Annotated in this window: 16 protein-coding genes and 1 pseudogene; 6 read left to right on the top strand and 11 right to left on the bottom strand. The window is 52.4% G+C overall.

Annotated features, from left to right (window positions below):
• Positions 1-91: 91 nt before the first annotated feature.
• Positions 92-480: pseudogene (locus HRQ60_RS00500) on the top strand (DUF817 family protein); the annotation flags it as partial.
• A 142-nt stretch (positions 481-622) separates the two neighbouring features.
• Here the strand turns inward: HRQ60_RS00500 and HRQ60_RS00495 are convergent.
• Entirely contained in the window at positions 623-988 is a 366-nt protein-coding gene (locus HRQ60_RS00495; RefSeq protein WP_172193685.1) for an ArsR/SmtB family transcription factor, read from the bottom strand.
• A 120-nt stretch (positions 989-1,108) separates the two neighbouring features.
• On the opposite strand from HRQ60_RS00495, the gene HRQ60_RS00490 reads away from it, so the two are divergent.
• Complete coding sequence (locus HRQ60_RS00490; protein ID WP_172193684.1) at positions 1,109-2,491, top strand: MFS transporter; 1,383 nt, start codon at positions 1,109-1,111, stop codon at positions 2,489-2,491.
• Positions 2,492-2,584: 93 nt separating this feature from the next.
• Here the strand turns inward: HRQ60_RS00490 and HRQ60_RS00485 are convergent, their stop codons facing one another.
• The 4 genes from HRQ60_RS00485 to HRQ60_RS00470 form a co-directional block, all read right to left on the bottom strand.
• Positions 2,585-3,007 (bottom strand): DUF488 domain-containing protein, encoded by a 423-nt coding sequence (locus HRQ60_RS00485; protein WP_172193683.1) that lies wholly within the window; start codon positions 3,005-3,007, stop codon positions 2,585-2,587.
• Positions 3,000-3,248, bottom strand: a complete 249-nt coding sequence (locus HRQ60_RS00480; protein WP_172193682.1) for a 4Fe-4S domain-containing protein — start codon at positions 3,246-3,248, stop codon at positions 3,000-3,002. Before HRQ60_RS00480 ends, HRQ60_RS00485 begins: the two co-directional genes overlap by 8 nt.
• Before the next feature lie 102 nt (positions 3,249-3,350).
• Positions 3,351-3,974 (bottom strand): hypothetical protein, encoded by a 624-nt coding sequence (locus HRQ60_RS00475; RefSeq protein WP_172193681.1) that lies wholly within the window; start codon positions 3,972-3,974, stop codon positions 3,351-3,353.
• 68 nt (positions 3,975-4,042) lie between these two features.
• Entirely contained in the window at positions 4,043-4,819 is a 777-nt protein-coding gene (locus tag HRQ60_RS00470) for a hypothetical protein (RefSeq protein ID WP_172193680.1), read from the bottom strand.
• A 224-nt stretch (positions 4,820-5,043) separates the two neighbouring features.
• Here HRQ60_RS00470 and hcp point away from each other — a divergent pair, with 224 nt between their 5' ends.
• Positions 5,044-6,720 (top strand): hydroxylamine reductase, encoded by a 1,677-nt coding sequence (gene hcp, locus HRQ60_RS00465; protein ID WP_172193679.1) that lies wholly within the window; start codon positions 5,044-5,046, stop codon positions 6,718-6,720.
• 234 nt (positions 6,721-6,954) lie between these two features.
• On the opposite strand, the gene HRQ60_RS00460 is transcribed toward hcp, so the two are convergent.
• The 6 genes from HRQ60_RS00460 to HRQ60_RS00435 form a co-directional block, all read right to left on the bottom strand.
• Entirely contained in the window at positions 6,955-7,593 is a 639-nt protein-coding gene (locus tag HRQ60_RS00460; protein WP_172193678.1) for a hypothetical protein, read from the bottom strand.
• A 38-nt stretch (positions 7,594-7,631) separates the two neighbouring features.
• A complete protein-coding gene (locus tag HRQ60_RS00455; RefSeq protein WP_343044574.1) occupies positions 7,632-8,480 on the bottom strand; it encodes an aldo/keto reductase in 849 nt (282 codons plus the stop codon).
• An 82-nt stretch (positions 8,481-8,562) separates the two neighbouring features.
• Entirely contained in the window at positions 8,563-8,889 is a 327-nt protein-coding gene (locus HRQ60_RS00450; protein ID WP_172193677.1) for an ArsR/SmtB family transcription factor, read from the bottom strand.
• 178 nt (positions 8,890-9,067) lie between these two features.
• Positions 9,068-10,120: a hypothetical protein gene (locus HRQ60_RS00445; RefSeq protein ID WP_172193676.1), complete on the bottom strand. Its 1,053-nt coding sequence runs from the start codon at positions 10,118-10,120 to the stop codon at positions 9,068-9,070.
• 105 nt (positions 10,121-10,225) lie between these two features.
• The gene (locus tag HRQ60_RS00440; RefSeq protein ID WP_172193675.1) at positions 10,226-11,257 is read right to left on the bottom strand and encodes a hypothetical protein; all 1,032 of its coding nucleotides are present in this window, start codon (positions 11,255-11,257) and stop codon (positions 10,226-10,228) included.
• A 191-nt stretch (positions 11,258-11,448) separates the two neighbouring features.
• Positions 11,449-12,060, bottom strand: coding sequence for a TetR/AcrR family transcriptional regulator (locus HRQ60_RS00435; protein WP_172193674.1), 612 nt, complete (start codon positions 12,058-12,060; stop codon positions 11,449-11,451).
• Positions 12,061-12,273: 213 nt separating this feature from the next.
• Here HRQ60_RS00435 and HRQ60_RS00430 point away from each other — a divergent pair, with 213 nt between their 5' ends.
• The 3 genes from HRQ60_RS00430 to HRQ60_RS00420 all read left to right on the top strand — a co-directional run bounded on the left by HRQ60_RS00430 (position 12,274) and on the right by HRQ60_RS00420 (position 15,565).
• On the top strand, positions 12,274-13,611 hold the full coding sequence (locus tag HRQ60_RS00430) for an aldehyde dehydrogenase (RefSeq protein WP_172193673.1): 1,338 nt from the start codon (positions 12,274-12,276) through the stop codon (positions 13,609-13,611).
• 252 nt (positions 13,612-13,863) lie between these two features.
• Positions 13,864-14,397, top strand: a complete 534-nt coding sequence (locus HRQ60_RS00425) for an RNA polymerase sigma factor (protein ID WP_246280972.1) — start codon at positions 13,864-13,866, stop codon at positions 14,395-14,397.
• The gene (locus HRQ60_RS00420) at positions 14,384-15,565 is read left to right on the top strand and encodes a DUF4179 domain-containing protein (RefSeq protein WP_172193672.1); all 1,182 of its coding nucleotides are present in this window, start codon (positions 14,384-14,386) and stop codon (positions 15,563-15,565) included. Before HRQ60_RS00425 ends, HRQ60_RS00420 begins: the two co-directional genes overlap by 14 nt.
• The last annotated feature ends 110 nt before the right edge of the window (positions 15,566-15,675 follow it).

The following is a 15,675-nucleotide window of genomic DNA, read 5'->3' as shown; positions in this document are numbered from 1 at the left end:
GATTCTTTTTCAGTGTGTGTAAACGCCTTAACCGAGAGGATTAGGGTTGACTCATTCTTTCGTTCTTCGTTCTTATTTTGGAGTAAAACGATACCATCTGATCGGCCTTGTTCTGGAACTGTTCAAAGTCCATATGGGTTCGTGGTCGTATCCGGAGGAAGCTTATTCAAAAGTCTTCGGCGTGCCGCTGTACAGCGGATTTATGTATGCCAGCGTGGCCAGCTATCTCTGCCAGGCCTGGCGCAGGCTGGATGTTCGGTTGATCGACTGGCCGCAGGCAGCTTGGGTGGTTCCGTTGGCAGCGGCGATTTATCTGAACTTTTTTACGCATCATTTCTGGCTACCGGATGCCGATCTCTTTGTCTTTTGTGCTGATCGGATTCCAAGGTCAGTTCCTGGCTGCTGCTGGTTATTGTCAGCTTCTTGATCGTAGCGTCGCTCAAGCGGATAAAAGATACACGCCTCCCAAAAAGAAGTTAATGATCGCCGCTTGTCAAAAAAACCGAAACCGCCTCTATTGGGCAGTTTCGGTTTTTTGATGTCGCGCTATGGGGGTCCACTTGATCGGTCAAGGATCGTCTATGGGTCACTTGGAATATGATAACGCTTACGTTTGTCTATCCTATCCCTGCTGCGTTTCTTCGAGCGGGTGATCGTTGCGGAGGTTTGCTTCCTGTTGATCTTTGCGATACGCGTTCATGACCGTATCAAGAAGTCCCGGGAATCGGGCGTTCAAGTCCTCGGTCCGCAGAGAAAGAAGACGCTGCGTTCCCTGTGCACGGGTATGGGTAATGCCGGCTTCCCGCAGGGCCCTGGCATGCTGGGACAAGGTCGATTTGGCAATCGGCACATCAAAGCATTTGCAGGCCTGTTCTTCGCCGCTGTTATAGATTTGCGCAACCATATGCAGCCGAACGGGGTCGCTCAGTGCATAGAGTACGGATGGAAGGCGGATGTCTTTGCGATCCGGATGATGAAGAAGTTTCATGCCTATTCCTCCTTACAGGCGTTCAATTGACGAATGAAGTTTCAATTGTATTTTACAGGATCGCCTGCTATACTTCAATTGTTCGTTTATGACCGAACTATAGAAAAAGGAGCAATCACCATGAACCCACCCGCAAATCCTCCTGCCGACGATCTATCGCAGGATTCGAATCATCCCGTTCTGGCCCGTGAAGGCCTAACCATTCTGGTGTTCAGTATCGCCATTATTCTGGTTATTATGAATACGGCCATGTTCAATATGGCACTGCCCGATGTTACGGCGGACTTCGCCATTTCCGGCACATCGGCTTCCTGGATCGTAACCGGCTACTCGATTATGTTCGCGATCTCGTCGATTACGTTCAGCCGCTTGTCGGACTTTGTGCCGCTGCGGAGACTGCTGATTACCGGATTGATCGCCTTGGGTCTTGCCGGCGTCGTCGGATTCTTCAGCCAGAGCTTCATCGTGCTGCTGCTGTGCCGGATCGTTCAGGCCGCAGGAGCGGGCGGAGCCGTCTCGCTGTCCATGGTGCTTTTCACCCGATACATTCCGCTTAAGCGCCGGGGCGGCGCAATGGCTACCATCATGTCGGCCGTCTCGCTCGGACTCGGACTTGGCCCTGTGGTCGGCGGACTGATCGTCGAGAACCTCAGCTGGCATTGGCTGTTCGCGATTACGGCCGCCGTACTGCTGTTGGTTCCGTTCTTCGCCTGGCTGCTGCCCAAAGAACTGCCTCAGCGCGGATCGTTCGATGCGCTTGGCGGCGTTCTGCTGGCTGTCGGAATCACCTGCCTGCTTCTGTTCCTGACCAGCCGCGCCTGGATCGTATTGACGATCGGACTGATCTCCCTGGTGCTGTTCGTCCTGCGGATCCGCAAGACACCGGATCCGTTCGTACTGCCGTCGCTGTTTGCGAACCGCCGCTATATGCTGCTGGTTCTGGCCGGCATGACCGCTTATATCTGCAACTTCGCAACGCTGTTCCTGCTTCCGCAGATTCTGACCAAGAACTTCGAGTTCTCAGCCGGTTATGCCGGATTGGTCATCTTCCCGGGTTCGCTGCTGGCGATCATCGCGTCCCGCAAGATCGGCCGGGTGATCGACCGTCACGGCAACCACGGCATTCTGCGCCTCGGTCCGGTCATGCTGCTGCTCTCGACCCTGCTGTTCGCGCTGTTTATCGGCCACTCCTGGGTTGCCGCCATGCTGACCTATATGATCTTGAGCCTGTCGTTCGCCGCACTGTCCAGCAGTCTGTCGAACGAACTGTCGCGCGTACTGCCGGAATCGTTTATCGGCTCCGGGATGGGCCTGTTCCAACTGCTGCAGTTCTTCAGCGGAGCGTTCAGCGTCGCGATGGCTACAACCGCGCTGGAATGGCAGCATACGCTGCCGCTCGGAACCGCTTATGCCAATATCTATTGGGGATTGTCGGTTGCCGCAGTCGTCGCCATCTTGTGTGCGTTGTGGTACCGTCGTCATTCGCGTTTGGCGATAAGCTGAAGCCATTTGCGAGTTAGACCTTTTGCCCGATTTGCTTGAACGACAAAAAGCCAAAGTCTCCATCATGGAGACTTTGGCTTTTTTGCTGTGCGATCAAAGTTTGCCGCGGAAGTCTCTTGGGGGAGATCCCGTTTCTCCCGCTTGTTTTCGCAGCCATTCTTCCAGCACGGCCGCATGATTATGCACCGTGTCCTTGGCTGCATACAGCAGCGTTACCCTGGATTGTTCCGCTCGGCGCAGCAGAGATTCGGCGCGTTCCTTGTTTCCATCGCCATCTTCCAACTGGGCCAGATACCGCTCGCGGAAATAATCGAACCGATCCGGAGCATGACTGAACCAGCGTCGCAGCGAAGGAGTTGGCGACAATTCGCGCATCCAGTCGTCCAACTGCGCCCGTTCCCGGGACAACCCTCTTGGCCAAAGACGGTCCACGAGCACACGAATACCGTCTTCTTCCCCAGGAGGATCATACACCCGCTTGATCCCAATTCCCGTTAAGCTGGCAGGTTCACTCATCTTCGTCTCCGAACGGAACCTCCGAAGTCAGAATGGAATCCGTCGGGCAGCCGTCCACCGCATCTTCCAAGTCGCCCGCCCATTCTTCGGGCACCGCGACGATGCCCCGGTTGCCGTCGCCGGCCATGATATTCTCGGCCAGTCCTTCATCGTCGTAATCGAAAATATCCGGTGCCGTCGCTCCGCAGGCCCCGCAGGCGATACACGTTTCTTTGTCTACTTTCGTATAATGATGAGCCACTTGCGTCTCCTCCTTGTCTGAATTCTTTTTCAGTATAGGAGGATTTCCGGCAGGGGTTTGTGATTGTACGCACGAGGCTTGGAAGTCGATAAAGAGGAAGGATCAGAAAGAGAGTTTGGTGAGTGGCGGGGCCAGCGGACAGAACAGCAGCGCCCGACCTACAAGTTCCCCGTATACGAAGGTGTTGATCCAATCGACAAAATCGTCGGGACCGTGCACATACCCCCATCCCTCGAATGTTCGTCTGCCGTTATGGAAGTGTTCCATATGCCAGCGAAACGGATGGATTCCTTTTTGCCCATACATCCAGTCGTAAAAGCGGGTTTGCAGCCATTCGATGCACAAGGCCGCGTCTTCCCTGAATTCGTAATAGGTATAAATGGAGTCGCTGTTGTCCATACTTACGATAAGCGTAGACACATTTGCGAATTCGGGAGGTTCCTCGGCGTCCAGCGCCTGACGTACCGGGTCGGGTTCCCTATCGAACAACCGGTCGGAAGAGAGAGGGTTCTCCTTGTGCGCTTTTTGCAGAATCTGGATACCGACTTCGAGCACACTCTTCGACGATGTATAGCGGCACAGGTATCCGGAGAGCTTATCCCGGGGCCAAAAAGTGGAGAAACTAGCGTAGCGTTCAAGCAGACGTTCCGCCGATTCGTATAGGGGAAGCGGGTACGGAAGAGAATCGTAGTGGCCCGTCACTTCGCTGTCGAACCTTTTTCCCATGCCGGTATCTCCAATTTGTCCGCAGGCATGAATCAGAATCAACGCCGTTCTTTCTTCGCAATTCGTGATCAAAAATTCAATACGGTGAGTCCTTCTTTATTTTCCGGAGCCGGCACTTCCCATGCTACATATTGTCCGTACCGCGCATTCAGCCAATTGACGAAATCGGAATCACCGTACTGCGCGCGGTAAGCGCGGTCCATCAATTCGCCTTCTTCCGAATACTCTTCGTACAGCTGGTGCAGCGGGCTGACGTGATCCAACTCTCCCAACCATCGGCCAAACTCCAACTGTAATTCTGGAAGCTGCCGTGCCAGATCCTGACGAAGCGCGTACGCCGAAGGAAAATCATCGAAGATCCCCAATAAAACAATCTCCGTCGGCATCGTGGGGTCCGGGTCCAACGATGCCGGTTCCGGCCATGTCCCGGAGATTTCCTCATCTTGACGCAGCTCTTCAAGCAGCCTAAGTCCCTCGGTCAGCTCGGTTACCACTCCACGATAGCGGGTCAAACGGACGATAAATTGGTTTTTCGTTTGATATTCGAGTAGTTTAGCATATCGGTCCAGCAGCTCGTCGACGCTCTCTTTGATCGGCATAGGAAAAGATTCCAACGTAAACCCTCCCGGCTCGTCGGTGTGGACAATCCGGCATCCGCGTCCGCTGAATCCGATTTCCCGAACCGTCTCGATCACCCATAGGGCCCGGCGATCCAACGAAGCAAGCCGATCTGCCGCATCATTTCTGCGCTCTCGTTCGTTCGGTCCTTCTTCCGGTTCGAGGATTTCGATGATATGCCGGATCACCGGTTCCAGTTCTTGTACCGCTTCATATCTGCCGCCCATACTCCACCGCCTATTTCTTCGAATATTGATCGATTTGTTCCTATGTGAACCTAAACGTTCCGTCTGCCGTCTTTGTTACGGAATTCGCGTTCGCAAAGTCGTCCGGTTTATTGTGCGCGGAATCACAAGCCTGCAATTTTAACCATTTACAATAAAACCATAGGCTCGTATCCAAGTAAATCGACCGAAATCCCACTTCATTCCAAACCGGAGGAGAACCATCCATGACTCTTAATTCCAGAGACAATTCCCAACCGTCCATGTTCTGCTTTCAATGCCAGGAAGCATCGAAAGGAACGGGCTGCACTATCGTAGGCGTATGCGGCAAACCGCACGACGTTGCCAATCTGATGGACCTGCTCATCTACACGCTCAAAGGCATTTCTTTTCTCAGTCTGGATCTTGATCTGACGACAGAGCTTGAACGCCGCATATCGCTGTTCATTATGGACTCGCTGTTTGCAACCATTACGAACGCGAACTTCGACCGGGACTATTTCATTGCGAAGAACCGGGAAGCCCTGGAGCTGCGCTCCGAAGTCCGGGCACTGCGCGATTCGCAGTTCCCCGATGCGTCCGGCAATCTGCCCGATGCTGCCGTATGGGAAGCCGATGAGAACGACTACGACGGCAAAGCCTGGACAGTCGGCGTTCTGCGTACGGAGAATGAAGACATCCGCTCGCTGCGCGAACTTCTCACCTACGGACTCAAAGGCATGGCGGCCTACAGTTATCATGCCGGCCAGCTGAATGAAATCGATCCGGCACTCGAAGCGTTCGTCCGGCGCGCGTTGGCCGCTACCCTCGACGATACGCTGGAAGCCGCCGATCTGGTTGCGCTCAATCTGGAAGCCGGCAAATACGGCGTCGACGCGATGGCGATGCTCGACAAAGCCAATACAGGAGCGTACGGACACCCGGAGATTACGAAAGTCAATATTGGAACCGGCAGCCGGCCTGGCATCCTGATCAGCGGCCACGATCTCAAAGACCTGGAAGAACTGCTGCAGCAGAGCGAAGGCAAAGGCATCGACATCTATACCCACAGCGAAATGCTTCCGGCGCACTATTACCCGGCGTTCAAGAAATACGAGCACTTCTACGGGAATTACGGCAATGCCTGGTGGAAGCAAAACAAAGAATTCGAATCGTTCAACGGCCCGATTCTGATGACGACCAACTGCATCGTACCGCCCAAAGACAGCTACATCGGACGTTTGTATACGACCGGCAATACGGGTTATCCGGGAGTTGCCCATATTCCGGACGGCGTGGACGGCGCAGCCAAAGACTATTCCGCGCTGATCGAACAGGCCCTGGCCTGCCCGCCGCCGACGGAGATCGAGACCGGCGAGATTACGGGAGGTTTCGCGCATCATACGGTACTCGGGGTCGCCGATCAGGTTGTCGATGCCGTCAAGACCGGCGCCATTCGCCATTTCTTCGTAATGGCCGGCTGCGACGGACGGATGAAATCGCGCAACTACTATACGGACTTCGCCCGTGAACTGCCGCAGGATACCGTCATCATGACGGCCGGCTGCGCCAAGTACAAATACAACAAGCTCGACCTCGGCGAGATTGCCGGCCTTCCGCGTGTACTTGATGCCGGACAGTGCAACGATTCCTATTCGCTCGTCGTGATTGCGATGAAGCTGCAGGAAGCCTTCGGCTTGGATGATATCAACGATCTGCCGATCTCTTACAACATCGCCTGGTACGAGCAAAAAGCCGTTATCGTTCTGCTGGCTCTGCTGCATCTGGGCGTCAAAAATATTCATCTCGGCCCGACCCTTCCGGCTTTCCTCTCTCCGAATGTCGTTCAGGTGCTGGTCGATAACTTCGGGATCGGCGGAATCACGAATGTCGAAGACGATATGAAGATGTTTCTGGAAGCTTAACGGTTAAGAGGCAGATTCGAAATCGCACGATGAAGATGAAGGAATGCTGCAAAGATATCAAGTCAAAAAGCGCATGATCGGTTTTAAACGATCAGCGCTTTTTTGCTTTTTTATGCGATAAAAAAAGGTTTAGATTGGGTTGGATTAGAGTTTGAGGGTTGGCTGTTTTTCTTTTTATTTTTTCCGGTTTTGAATTTGGTTTTATTGTTATGAATTTTTCATTATCTTAAATATTTATTTTAAAGGATACCAGACTTCCAGCTGTTCCATCTTCCTCAGCTCTTCGTTCAACACGTGATTATGATCGGCTCCGACGATGCACAGCATTTTCTTGCCCGGATGCCGCTTGATCGCATTCTTGATCCGCTGCATCATGATGATATGCCTTCCCGTCCAGCGAAACGCATGCGCTTCGGCATCCAGCCGCTCCAACCATTGATATTTAAGCCGCGTCGTTTCGTCAAAAGCTTCGCAGTTAAACGCAACGGTCCCTTTGCCTGCTGCCGCAAGCTGTTTCTCCCACCACTCGCCCGACTTCGCTTCAAGCTTGATACGGGCTTCCTCCGAGTAATGCCGCATCGGATCGAAGTCGTTCCATACATCGAGTTCCACCCAGTCGATCGGTTCGAAGGCATATCCCTTTTCTTCGCACAGCGGGAAGATCGATTCATAATACTCGCTTGCCGGTTCTCCCCAATATCCCCGATCGAGCGAATTCTGCCTGTATTTGTCCCAACTCGCCGGCAGCACTTCCCCGCAGATTACGTCCGGATCGAATTCGAGGATGAGAGCTTTGATCGTTTCAAGCGTGAGGCCATGCTGAATACGCAGTTCTTCGTTATGGACCACGCCCAGGATACCTATTTGGTTCATGTTTTTACCTCCGTCAGGTTTGTATTCGCTTATTTTCCTTACTGAAGATTTTGCACATTCAAAAAAAGTCGAGTCAGCTTCACATAAAGCGGATTTACCTGAATTCCATTGGGATTGACGGAAGACCGTCTGCCCGTATCCATTTGGGCGATTCGGTCTATCTCTTCTCCGCTCAACTCGAAATCGAAGACCTGCCGGTTTTCCTTGATCCGCTTCGGATTCGAAGATTTGGGAATAACGATGGAATTGCGATTCAAATGCCACCGCAGAATCACCTGTCCCACAGTCTTGTGGTGCCGATCTGCAATAGATCTCAGCTCTTCATGATCAAGCAGCGAAACATTTCCTTGTCCTAAAGGTCCCCACGCTTCATGCAAAATCCGATGATGCGACATATACTCGCGCAGCGGCTGCTGTTGAAATAACGGATGCGTCTCCACTTGATTGATCATAGGCGGGATCTTCGCGTGCTTCCGCAGTTGTTCGAGGTGTTCAATCTCAAAATTGGCTGCGCCGATCACTTTTACTCGCCCCTCCTCATACAACCGCTCCAAAGCTCTCCAAGCTTCGACATAACCGGGACCGGCAAAATGAATAAGATACATGTCCAGGTACGTGGTCTTCAATTTCTTGCAGCTTTGTTCAAACGCCCGCCGTGTCCGCTCCTCTCCCAAATCCGTCGTCCATACTTTGGAGGTCAGAAAAAATTCTTCCCGCGGAATGCCGCTGTTGGCGATTACCCTGCCCAGTTCCGCTTCATTGCCATAAATACGCGCCGTATCAAAATGACGATACCCCGCTTGAATGGCTTCGCGGATCGTCTGTTCAAAAAGCCCGTTTTTCCCTTTGATTTTGTAAACACCAAATCCCAGCTGCGGAATTTCCACTCCGTTCGCGGCTCTGACCGACAGACTCATCATAATCCCCCTTGTCACTCGTTCCGGCTTGCAGACAACCTCATGTTCGCTCTTATTCGCATAATGACAAGAATTCGCTCATTAAGCTTTGCAAGCCTTGTATCTTGCTTTTGGCATCCAGGCGATAATAGTTTTTGGTCCCTTCCCGATGCATATTGACGATTCCGGCCTCTTTCAGCACTTTGAGATGATGCGATATGGCGGGACGGGACAAATGCGTGTACTGACCGATTTCGCCTACCCGCATGCCAAGCGCATCCTGCGGCTGCTGTGCTAATCCCATCAGAATTCGCTGCCGCGTTTCATCGCCCAGCGCCACGAGCAGATCCTGATTCCGTTTAAACTCCTGCATGATCCAACGGTTGACATCCTGTTCCATGATAGTCTCCTTCGTTCAATGGTTTGGACCGATTAATGTAGACAGCTTATCACAAGAGGAGTTCTCCCCGGCTATTGGTAAAGAAAATAGAGACCATCCTTTTATGAGACATCCGCTTATATAAAAAAAGAAAACACCATTCGACATGGTGTTCCCAGCCTTTATGTATAGGGCTTATTTATATTTTGACGGTTTTTTCCGGCAGCTCCACGTAGTAAGACATCAGTTCTACAACAATAGTTCCTTCAAACGTTTGATCTACCGGACCGATCGAATCTACTCGACTTTTCAATCCATGAGGCCCCAATTCATGATCCGACGAAAATAACAAATAAGTTCTGCTTGTGCCCGACGATAGTAAAGGCTCAGCATCCAAGTAATCTTGGGCATAAAAATTCAATTGAAGATTGTCTTCCGATTCGTATTCGACAAGTGCCAGAACCTGATCTCTCGAACAAACCGACTCATTACTTTCCATACGCTGCTCCTTGAGCTGCTGCCATTCTTCTTCCGTAAAGCCTTCCGAGGCCGGATTGTCGAATGTCTTTTGGGTTTCTTCCCATATATCGTAGCGTGTCCAGGCCTGAACATAAAAGAAACGGTTTTTTTGATGAAAAGGATCGTAAAACGAATACTTGGTTTCGTTTTGCGAATCTCCGAATTCCAGCACGATCGGATCGGTATGTACAGGAATCGCGCAAAATGTACGATCAAACTTTAAGGCAATATCCAATTCTCGATCCAAATCGAGATCCGGAAACGGTTCAGAACTTTCCTGCTCATAACAAGTCAAACATAAACGCTCCAACTCCACTTCATCAAAGCCGGCGAGTTCCATTCCGTTTTCGATGAAATGCTGCAGCCGCATATAGAAGGTAGGGTTCTGTTCCATCCCGTAAATCGACTCCGACGAATGGAAAGTCATTGATTGGCCTTGGATAATCATCCGGGAGGTAAATTCTTGTTGATTGTTAAGAACCGTATCTTCTCTCAGATGTCGCTGCATGATTTCACGATTAGAAAAGGTTTCTTCGGATTCGTAAATGCTTTCTTCTTCGTCCGGATCCGGCGAACGTTCCGGCAGTTTGCGGAGCGTCCACAGTTTATGGGTCTGCTGCTCCGAAGTGAGCGAAATCAGCAGGACATCGTTATTGTTGATCTTGACCAGACGGTTGAGCAGGACTTCACGGTCGGGGATCAGCATCGTGTCTTTTAGTTCTTTTAATCGCATAAGGGCCTCCTTGGATAAACAAACATGACGCCGCCCCTCCTTCGCTGCTTCCTCAACAAGGCTGCTGCGATACCAGAGACGCGGCTTGTTTTCTACGTTTTCAGCTTAAAGCTTGATGGTTAATTCCGGCAGTTCCAGTGAATAAGATAGCAATTCGACAATAAAATTCCCGCTAAATGTTTTGTCTACCCAACCAATGGTGGCTGCTCGGCGTTTTAATCCGTTGTGTCCCAACCCCCGTTCGGTTTCATAAAAAACGGAAAATCCTAAGCCGCCGGTCCAAGCCCGAGGTTGTGCATCCAAATAATCTTTCGCCAAAAAATGCAGCTGCATATTGTCTTCCGCTTCGTATTCGATAACAGCCAGATCTTCTCCTTTGGAACAAGCCGATTCAAGGCCTTCAAGATATTGTTCTTTGAACTTCTGCCATTCTTCTTCCGTAGAGCTCTCAGGTTTAGGCTTTGCGAAGTTTTCTTCGACTTGCTTCCAAATATCATCCCGTGTCAATGCATGAATATAAAAGAAACGGTTTTTCTTGTTGAGAGGATCATAAAAGAAATGCTTGGTTTCTTTTTGCGAATCTCCGAATTCCAGCACGATTGGCTCGGCGTGTAGAGGAACGCTGCAAAACGTGCTATTGAATTTCAGCGTGATATCCAGCTCTTTGTCCAGATCCAAGTTCGGACAAGCCTCGGAAGGGTCCTGTTCATAAAAAGTTAGAAACAAACGGTTTAATTCAACGTCCGCAAAACTTCCCAGTTCCAGTCCTTTTTCGATAAAATGCTGCAGCTTCATATACGTTCCGTGATCCTGTTCCGTGCAGACAGTCGATTCCGAAGAATTGAAAGTCATCAGCTGTCCTTGGATAAGGATCTTCGAGATCGAATCTTCTTGACCGTTAAAAAATACCTTCTCTTGAAAACGGTCACGGATTGTAAGGGACTCTTCAGCCTTGTGAACTGTTTTTTCTTCAAACAATTGTTCGGGCAATCTCCGAAGCGTCCATAGTCTATGCTTCTGGTTCTGCGAAGTGATCGAAATCAGCAGGACATCGGTATGGTTGATCTTGACCAGACGGTTGAGCAGGACTTCGCGGTCGGGGATCAGCATCGTGTCCTTCAGTTCTTTTAGCTGCATAAGAACCTCCTTGGATCGGCGAGTGGGAAGCTTGTTTCCGAAAAAAGAACGGTATGTTCAGTGACTTGGTAGACCAAGCCGCTGTATCCTGTAATTATTGAATAAACATCCCACAAATTCAACTATTTAATTCCATTTGAAGGTTTTTTATCTGCTCGAATTCATTATTCTGATTTTCATCCTTTTACTTTCTATTGTGAATTTTTCACCGTTTGAATCGGGCCTTGAAGATTAAGCAGGATCATCTGCCGAGTCATTTCTTCCGGCGTCTGGCGCATGCCGTCGTTCAGCCAGCCGTGGATCACTCCGACGTAAGCCGAGCCGATATAGCTGGCGATGACGTCTTTTTGTACCGGCAGGCGGCTTTCGTCAAGATTCGCAAACTTATCCTCGTAAAACCGCGCGAAGTACCGCTTCATGTACTGCACGAAGTCCGTCATTGCTTTGCGTTCGAACATGACTTCGAAGAAGGCCCGGTGCTTTTTCACGTACGCGAATATGCGGCCGGCAATATAAGCCTGCTGTTCGTCGATCGACAGATCATTCGGCTGCGACTCTCTCGCCTCGCCGAACAAATCGTCCAGAATATGATCGGTTACGCTGCGCAGCAGATGATCCTTCGTCTCGTAGTGGAGATAGAACGTTTTGCGGTTGACCGTCGCCGCACCGGTGATATCCGCGATCGTGATCCGTTCGTACGGCTTTTCTTCCAGCAGTTTCAAAAAAGCGTTTTGCAGCAGCTCCCGCGTCCTTGTAACCCGCGGATCGGGACGTTTGGGCGTTTCTTGAGAAGAATCCGGCATTTTGCACACTCCTTTTCCAATTTGAATAAATTTGAATAATCATAATTGATCTATTTAAGCCGCATTTTAATCAAGAATGAGGCATAAGCCGCTGTAGTGCATAATGTGACCATTGTAGCACAGTTCAAATCGTTCTATACTGTTTATACATTGAATACAATTTAATTTATAGAAACCAAAAATATAGGCACACAGACAGGAGATTGAACGTTCATGACTACTCCATCGAATTCCGCTTCCGCAAACACTTCGATTTCCGCCCAGGATCTCGTATCGCGGCAGCGCCGCTTTTTCCGCACGGGTCAAACGAAAAACCTCGCTTACCGTATCGAGGCGCTCAAGCGCCTGCGTCAGGGTATCGAGGAGTATCAACCCCGCATTCTGGCCGCGCTGCGTGCCGATCTGAACAAATCGGAAGCCGAAGGCTTCAGCTCGGAGATCCGTCTGGTCCTCGGCGAACTGGATTATACGCTTGCCAATCTGGAAGAGTGGGCCGCTCCGCGCGTCGTTCCGACTTCGGAACAAATCGTTGGCGGCACCAGCACGATCCATCCCGAACCTTACGGCGTCACCCTTGTGATTGCCCCATGGAACTATCCGTTCCAGCTCGCTTTCTCCCCGCTTGTCGGAGCAATCTCCGCGGGCAACTGTGCGGTGCTCAAGCCGTCCGAGCTGACGCCGTCCGTCTCGAAAGTGAGCGCCGAGCTGATTCGCGACTGCTTCCCGGTCGAGTACGTTGCCGCAATGGAAGGCGAAGTACAGACAAGCACGGAGCTGCTGCGCGAGCCGTTCGACTATATCTTCTTCACCGGCAGTACGCCGGTCGGCAAAGTCGTTATGCGCGCCGCCGCCGAACATCTGACGCCGACCACGCTCGAACTGGGCGGCAAAAGTCCGGCGATCGTGCACAAAGACGCCAATTTGCAGCGCGCGGCCCAAAGCCTCGTTCGCGGCAAGTTCCTGAACGCGGGCCAGACATGCGTTGCACCGGATTATCTGCTGGTACACGAAGACGTCCGGGAAGAACTGCTGCGCGAAATCAAGCTTGAGATCGCGGACAAATACGGCGAAGACGTGACGCAGAATCCGGACTTCCCGCATATCGTCAATGAACGCAATTTCGACCGGCTGAGCCGCTTCCTCAGTGATGGCGAAGCGCTGATCGGTGGACGCACCGTGCGCGAGCAGCGCCTGATCGAACCTACGCTGCTGCACGGGATCGACTGGAACTCCCCGGTGATGCAGGAAGAAATCTTCGGTCCGATCCTGCCGGTGATGACCTATACCGACCTTGCTCCCGTGCTGGAGGAGATCGTCGACCGTCCGAAACCGCTCGCGCTGTACCTGTTCACCCGGGATCAAGAAGTACAGGATCTCGTGCTGAATACGGTCTCCTTCGGCGGCGGCTGCGTGAACGAGACGCTGCTGCATATGAGTTCGCATGAGCTGCCTTTCGGCGGCGTCGGCGCAAGCGGCATGGGTTCGTATCACGGCCGCCAGAGCTTCGAGACGTTCTCGCACCACAAATCGATGCTCGTGCGCAGCGTGTAATCCCCGCTTCTTTTTTATCCCCGCTCTATTCCTCTTTCACGAAACGCGGTTCTTCGCCAAGCAGCGAAGGAACCGCGTTTTTTTGTACTCTTCTTTTGCCTTTTCCGCTTATCTTCCGCTTGATTTGCCGGGACGCTCCTTTTCTGCCGCGTCTATTTGCTATCCGATGTAACCGAATGGCCGGCTCGTCCATCTAATGTCTATCTTCACAACCAAAAAGAACAAGAAAAGCACAGAAAGGAACGATGCCGTTTGGAAAACGAAGAGTTGATTCGGCGAGCGAGAGACGGGGACCGGGACGCTTTTGTCACCTTGATGCGGCAAAATGAAGACGCGCTGCATCATATGGCCTGGTCCATGCTGAGAAAAAACGAAGACGTGGCGGACGCCATGCAGGAAACGGTCTTGAAAGCGTACCGGTCGATCTCCTCTTTGAGGGAGCCGAATTATTTCAGGACGTGGATGTTCCGCATCCTGATCAACGAATGCAATACCCTGCTGAGAGGAAGAAAACGTACGGTTGCCGTCTCCGACTTCCCGATCGCCGCCTCCCCCGCCAACGATTATGACCGGGTGGATCTGCGCGACGCGGTCGACCGATTGGACGAGAAGCAGCGAACGGTCGTGATTCTGCATTATTTCGAAGACCTGAGCGTGGCGCAGACGGCGCAGACGCTGGAACTGACAGAGAGCGCAGTCAAGACGAGGCTGATGCGGGCACGTGCCGCTTTGATGCAAAAAATCAAATCGAATCCGAAAGGGAGTATACATTATGAATCCATCTAACACCGAGCAGCAGCTGGAGGCCGAATTGAACCGCACCGGCCGGAACCGTACCCCGATTTCCCCGCTTGTCCGTACCCGGTTGGATGAGACTTACGCGTCCCTCCCGGATTCGGCGGCGGCAAAAGAAACTTCCGCGGCCGCCGCGACGATGACCGGGCGTTCCGCCTCAAGCGGACGAATCGAAGCTGCGCATACCCGACGCCGCCTGGGCACCGGGCTGCGCCGCACGGCCGCTGTGGCCGCCTCCGCCTTCGTTCTCTCCGCCGGGCTGTTCGCTTCCGGTTTCGTCTCGCCGGCCATGGCCGATACGATCCGCGATATTCCCGTGATTGGCAGTCTCTTCAGCAAAATGGAAGGCGATGCGGGCCTGCGCACAGCCGGCGAACGCAGCCAGGGTATGCTTGTCGAGGCATCTGCGGCCGCCTCAGACGGCGTGCGCATGAACGTACGCGAGACGATCTTTGACGGGACGCGGCTCGCTTTTGCCGTCGATCTGACGGTACCGGGCATTCCGAATGCCGGCAAACTGGAAGAATACATGCAGAGCGTGAACGTAAACCTCGACGGAATCGGCGATCTGGACGGTGTGTTCTACAATACGCCGGAAGACAAAGGCGGCGATACGTACGGCGTACTGATGAATCTGCCGCTGAACGCCGATCAGATCCGGCAGCTGGGCGACCGTTTCGAAGGCAAAGTCTCGATCTCTCTGGTCGGTCAGCCGCAGCCGCTGAGTGTAACGGTTCCGTTCGAGCGAATCGACGCGGGCCGCGAACTGCATCTGAGTCCCGGACCGTCCGCAAGCGATGAGCGCTATGCGCTCATCATCGATACGCTGGATGTGACGGCTTCGACGGTGCAGCTCGGCACGTCGCTCTCGCTTAGGGACCCGGCTGCTTCGATCGCCGAACAGGAGAAATGGCTGCTTGGCAGCGCGTACGATATCGTCGACGACCAAGGCCAAGTCCTTGACGTCGTAGGCGGAGAAGGCTCGCTTGAAGACGGCGCGATGACTTATACGTCCAATTACGGCGCCGATCTGAGCCGGGCGAAGTTTATCGTCGTGAAGCCTTATATCCGGGCAGAAGGAACCGACAGCGGCGCGGAGAAAATATATTTGGAAAAACTTGCGCTCAAGATCGACCTGAAAGCTGCCGCCGGCAAGTAAACGCAGCGACTGATGCGGCTCCTGCCCAATCCCCGGTAAGACAAAAAGGCCCCGCGAGTTTGTACTCGCGGAGCCTTTTTCCGGTTTGCGGCAGCTGCCGTGCGCTTTCG

The sequence above is a fragment of the Saccharibacillus qingshengii genome (assembly GCF_013185195.1).
Taxonomy (GTDB): Bacteria; Bacillota; Bacilli; order Paenibacillales; family Paenibacillaceae; genus Saccharibacillus; species Saccharibacillus qingshengii.
This window is presented reverse-complemented; position numbering and strand designations above follow the sequence as displayed.

Coding starts and splice junctions, on each gene's coding strand:
- HRQ60_RS00495 (WP_172193685.1), bottom strand. CDS start 988: ATGAAACTTCTTCATCATCCGGATCGCAAAGACATCCGCCTTCCATCC.
- HRQ60_RS00490 (WP_172193684.1), top strand. CDS start 1,109: ATGAACCCACCCGCAAATCCTCCTGCCGACGATCTATCGCAGGATTCG.
- HRQ60_RS00485 (WP_172193683.1), bottom strand. CDS start 3,007: ATGAGTGAACCTGCCAGCTTAACGGGAATTGGGATCAAGCGGGTGTAT.
- HRQ60_RS00475 (WP_172193681.1), bottom strand. CDS start 3,974: ATGGGAAAAAGGTTCGACAGCGAAGTGACGGGCCACTACGATTCTCTT.
- HRQ60_RS00470 (WP_172193680.1), bottom strand. CDS start 4,819: ATGGGCGGCAGATATGAAGCGGTACAAGAACTGGAACCGGTGATCCGG.
- hcp (WP_172193679.1), top strand. CDS start 5,044: ATGACTCTTAATTCCAGAGACAATTCCCAACCGTCCATGTTCTGCTTT.
- HRQ60_RS00460 (WP_172193678.1), bottom strand. CDS start 7,593: ATGAACCAAATAGGTATCCTGGGCGTGGTCCATAACGAAGAACTGCGT.
- HRQ60_RS00450 (WP_172193677.1), bottom strand. CDS start 8,889: ATGGAACAGGATGTCAACCGTTGGATCATGCAGGAGTTTAAACGGAAT.
- HRQ60_RS00445 (WP_172193676.1), bottom strand. CDS start 10,120: ATGCGATTAAAAGAACTAAAAGACACGATGCTGATCCCCGACCGTGAA.
- HRQ60_RS00440 (WP_172193675.1), bottom strand. CDS start 11,257: ATGCAGCTAAAAGAACTGAAGGACACGATGCTGATCCCCGACCGCGAA.
- HRQ60_RS00435 (WP_172193674.1), bottom strand. CDS start 12,060: ATGCCGGATTCTTCTCAAGAAACGCCCAAACGTCCCGATCCGCGGGTT.
- HRQ60_RS00430 (WP_172193673.1), top strand. CDS start 12,274: ATGACTACTCCATCGAATTCCGCTTCCGCAAACACTTCGATTTCCGCC.
- HRQ60_RS00420 (WP_172193672.1), top strand. CDS start 14,384: ATGAATCCATCTAACACCGAGCAGCAGCTGGAGGCCGAATTGAACCGC.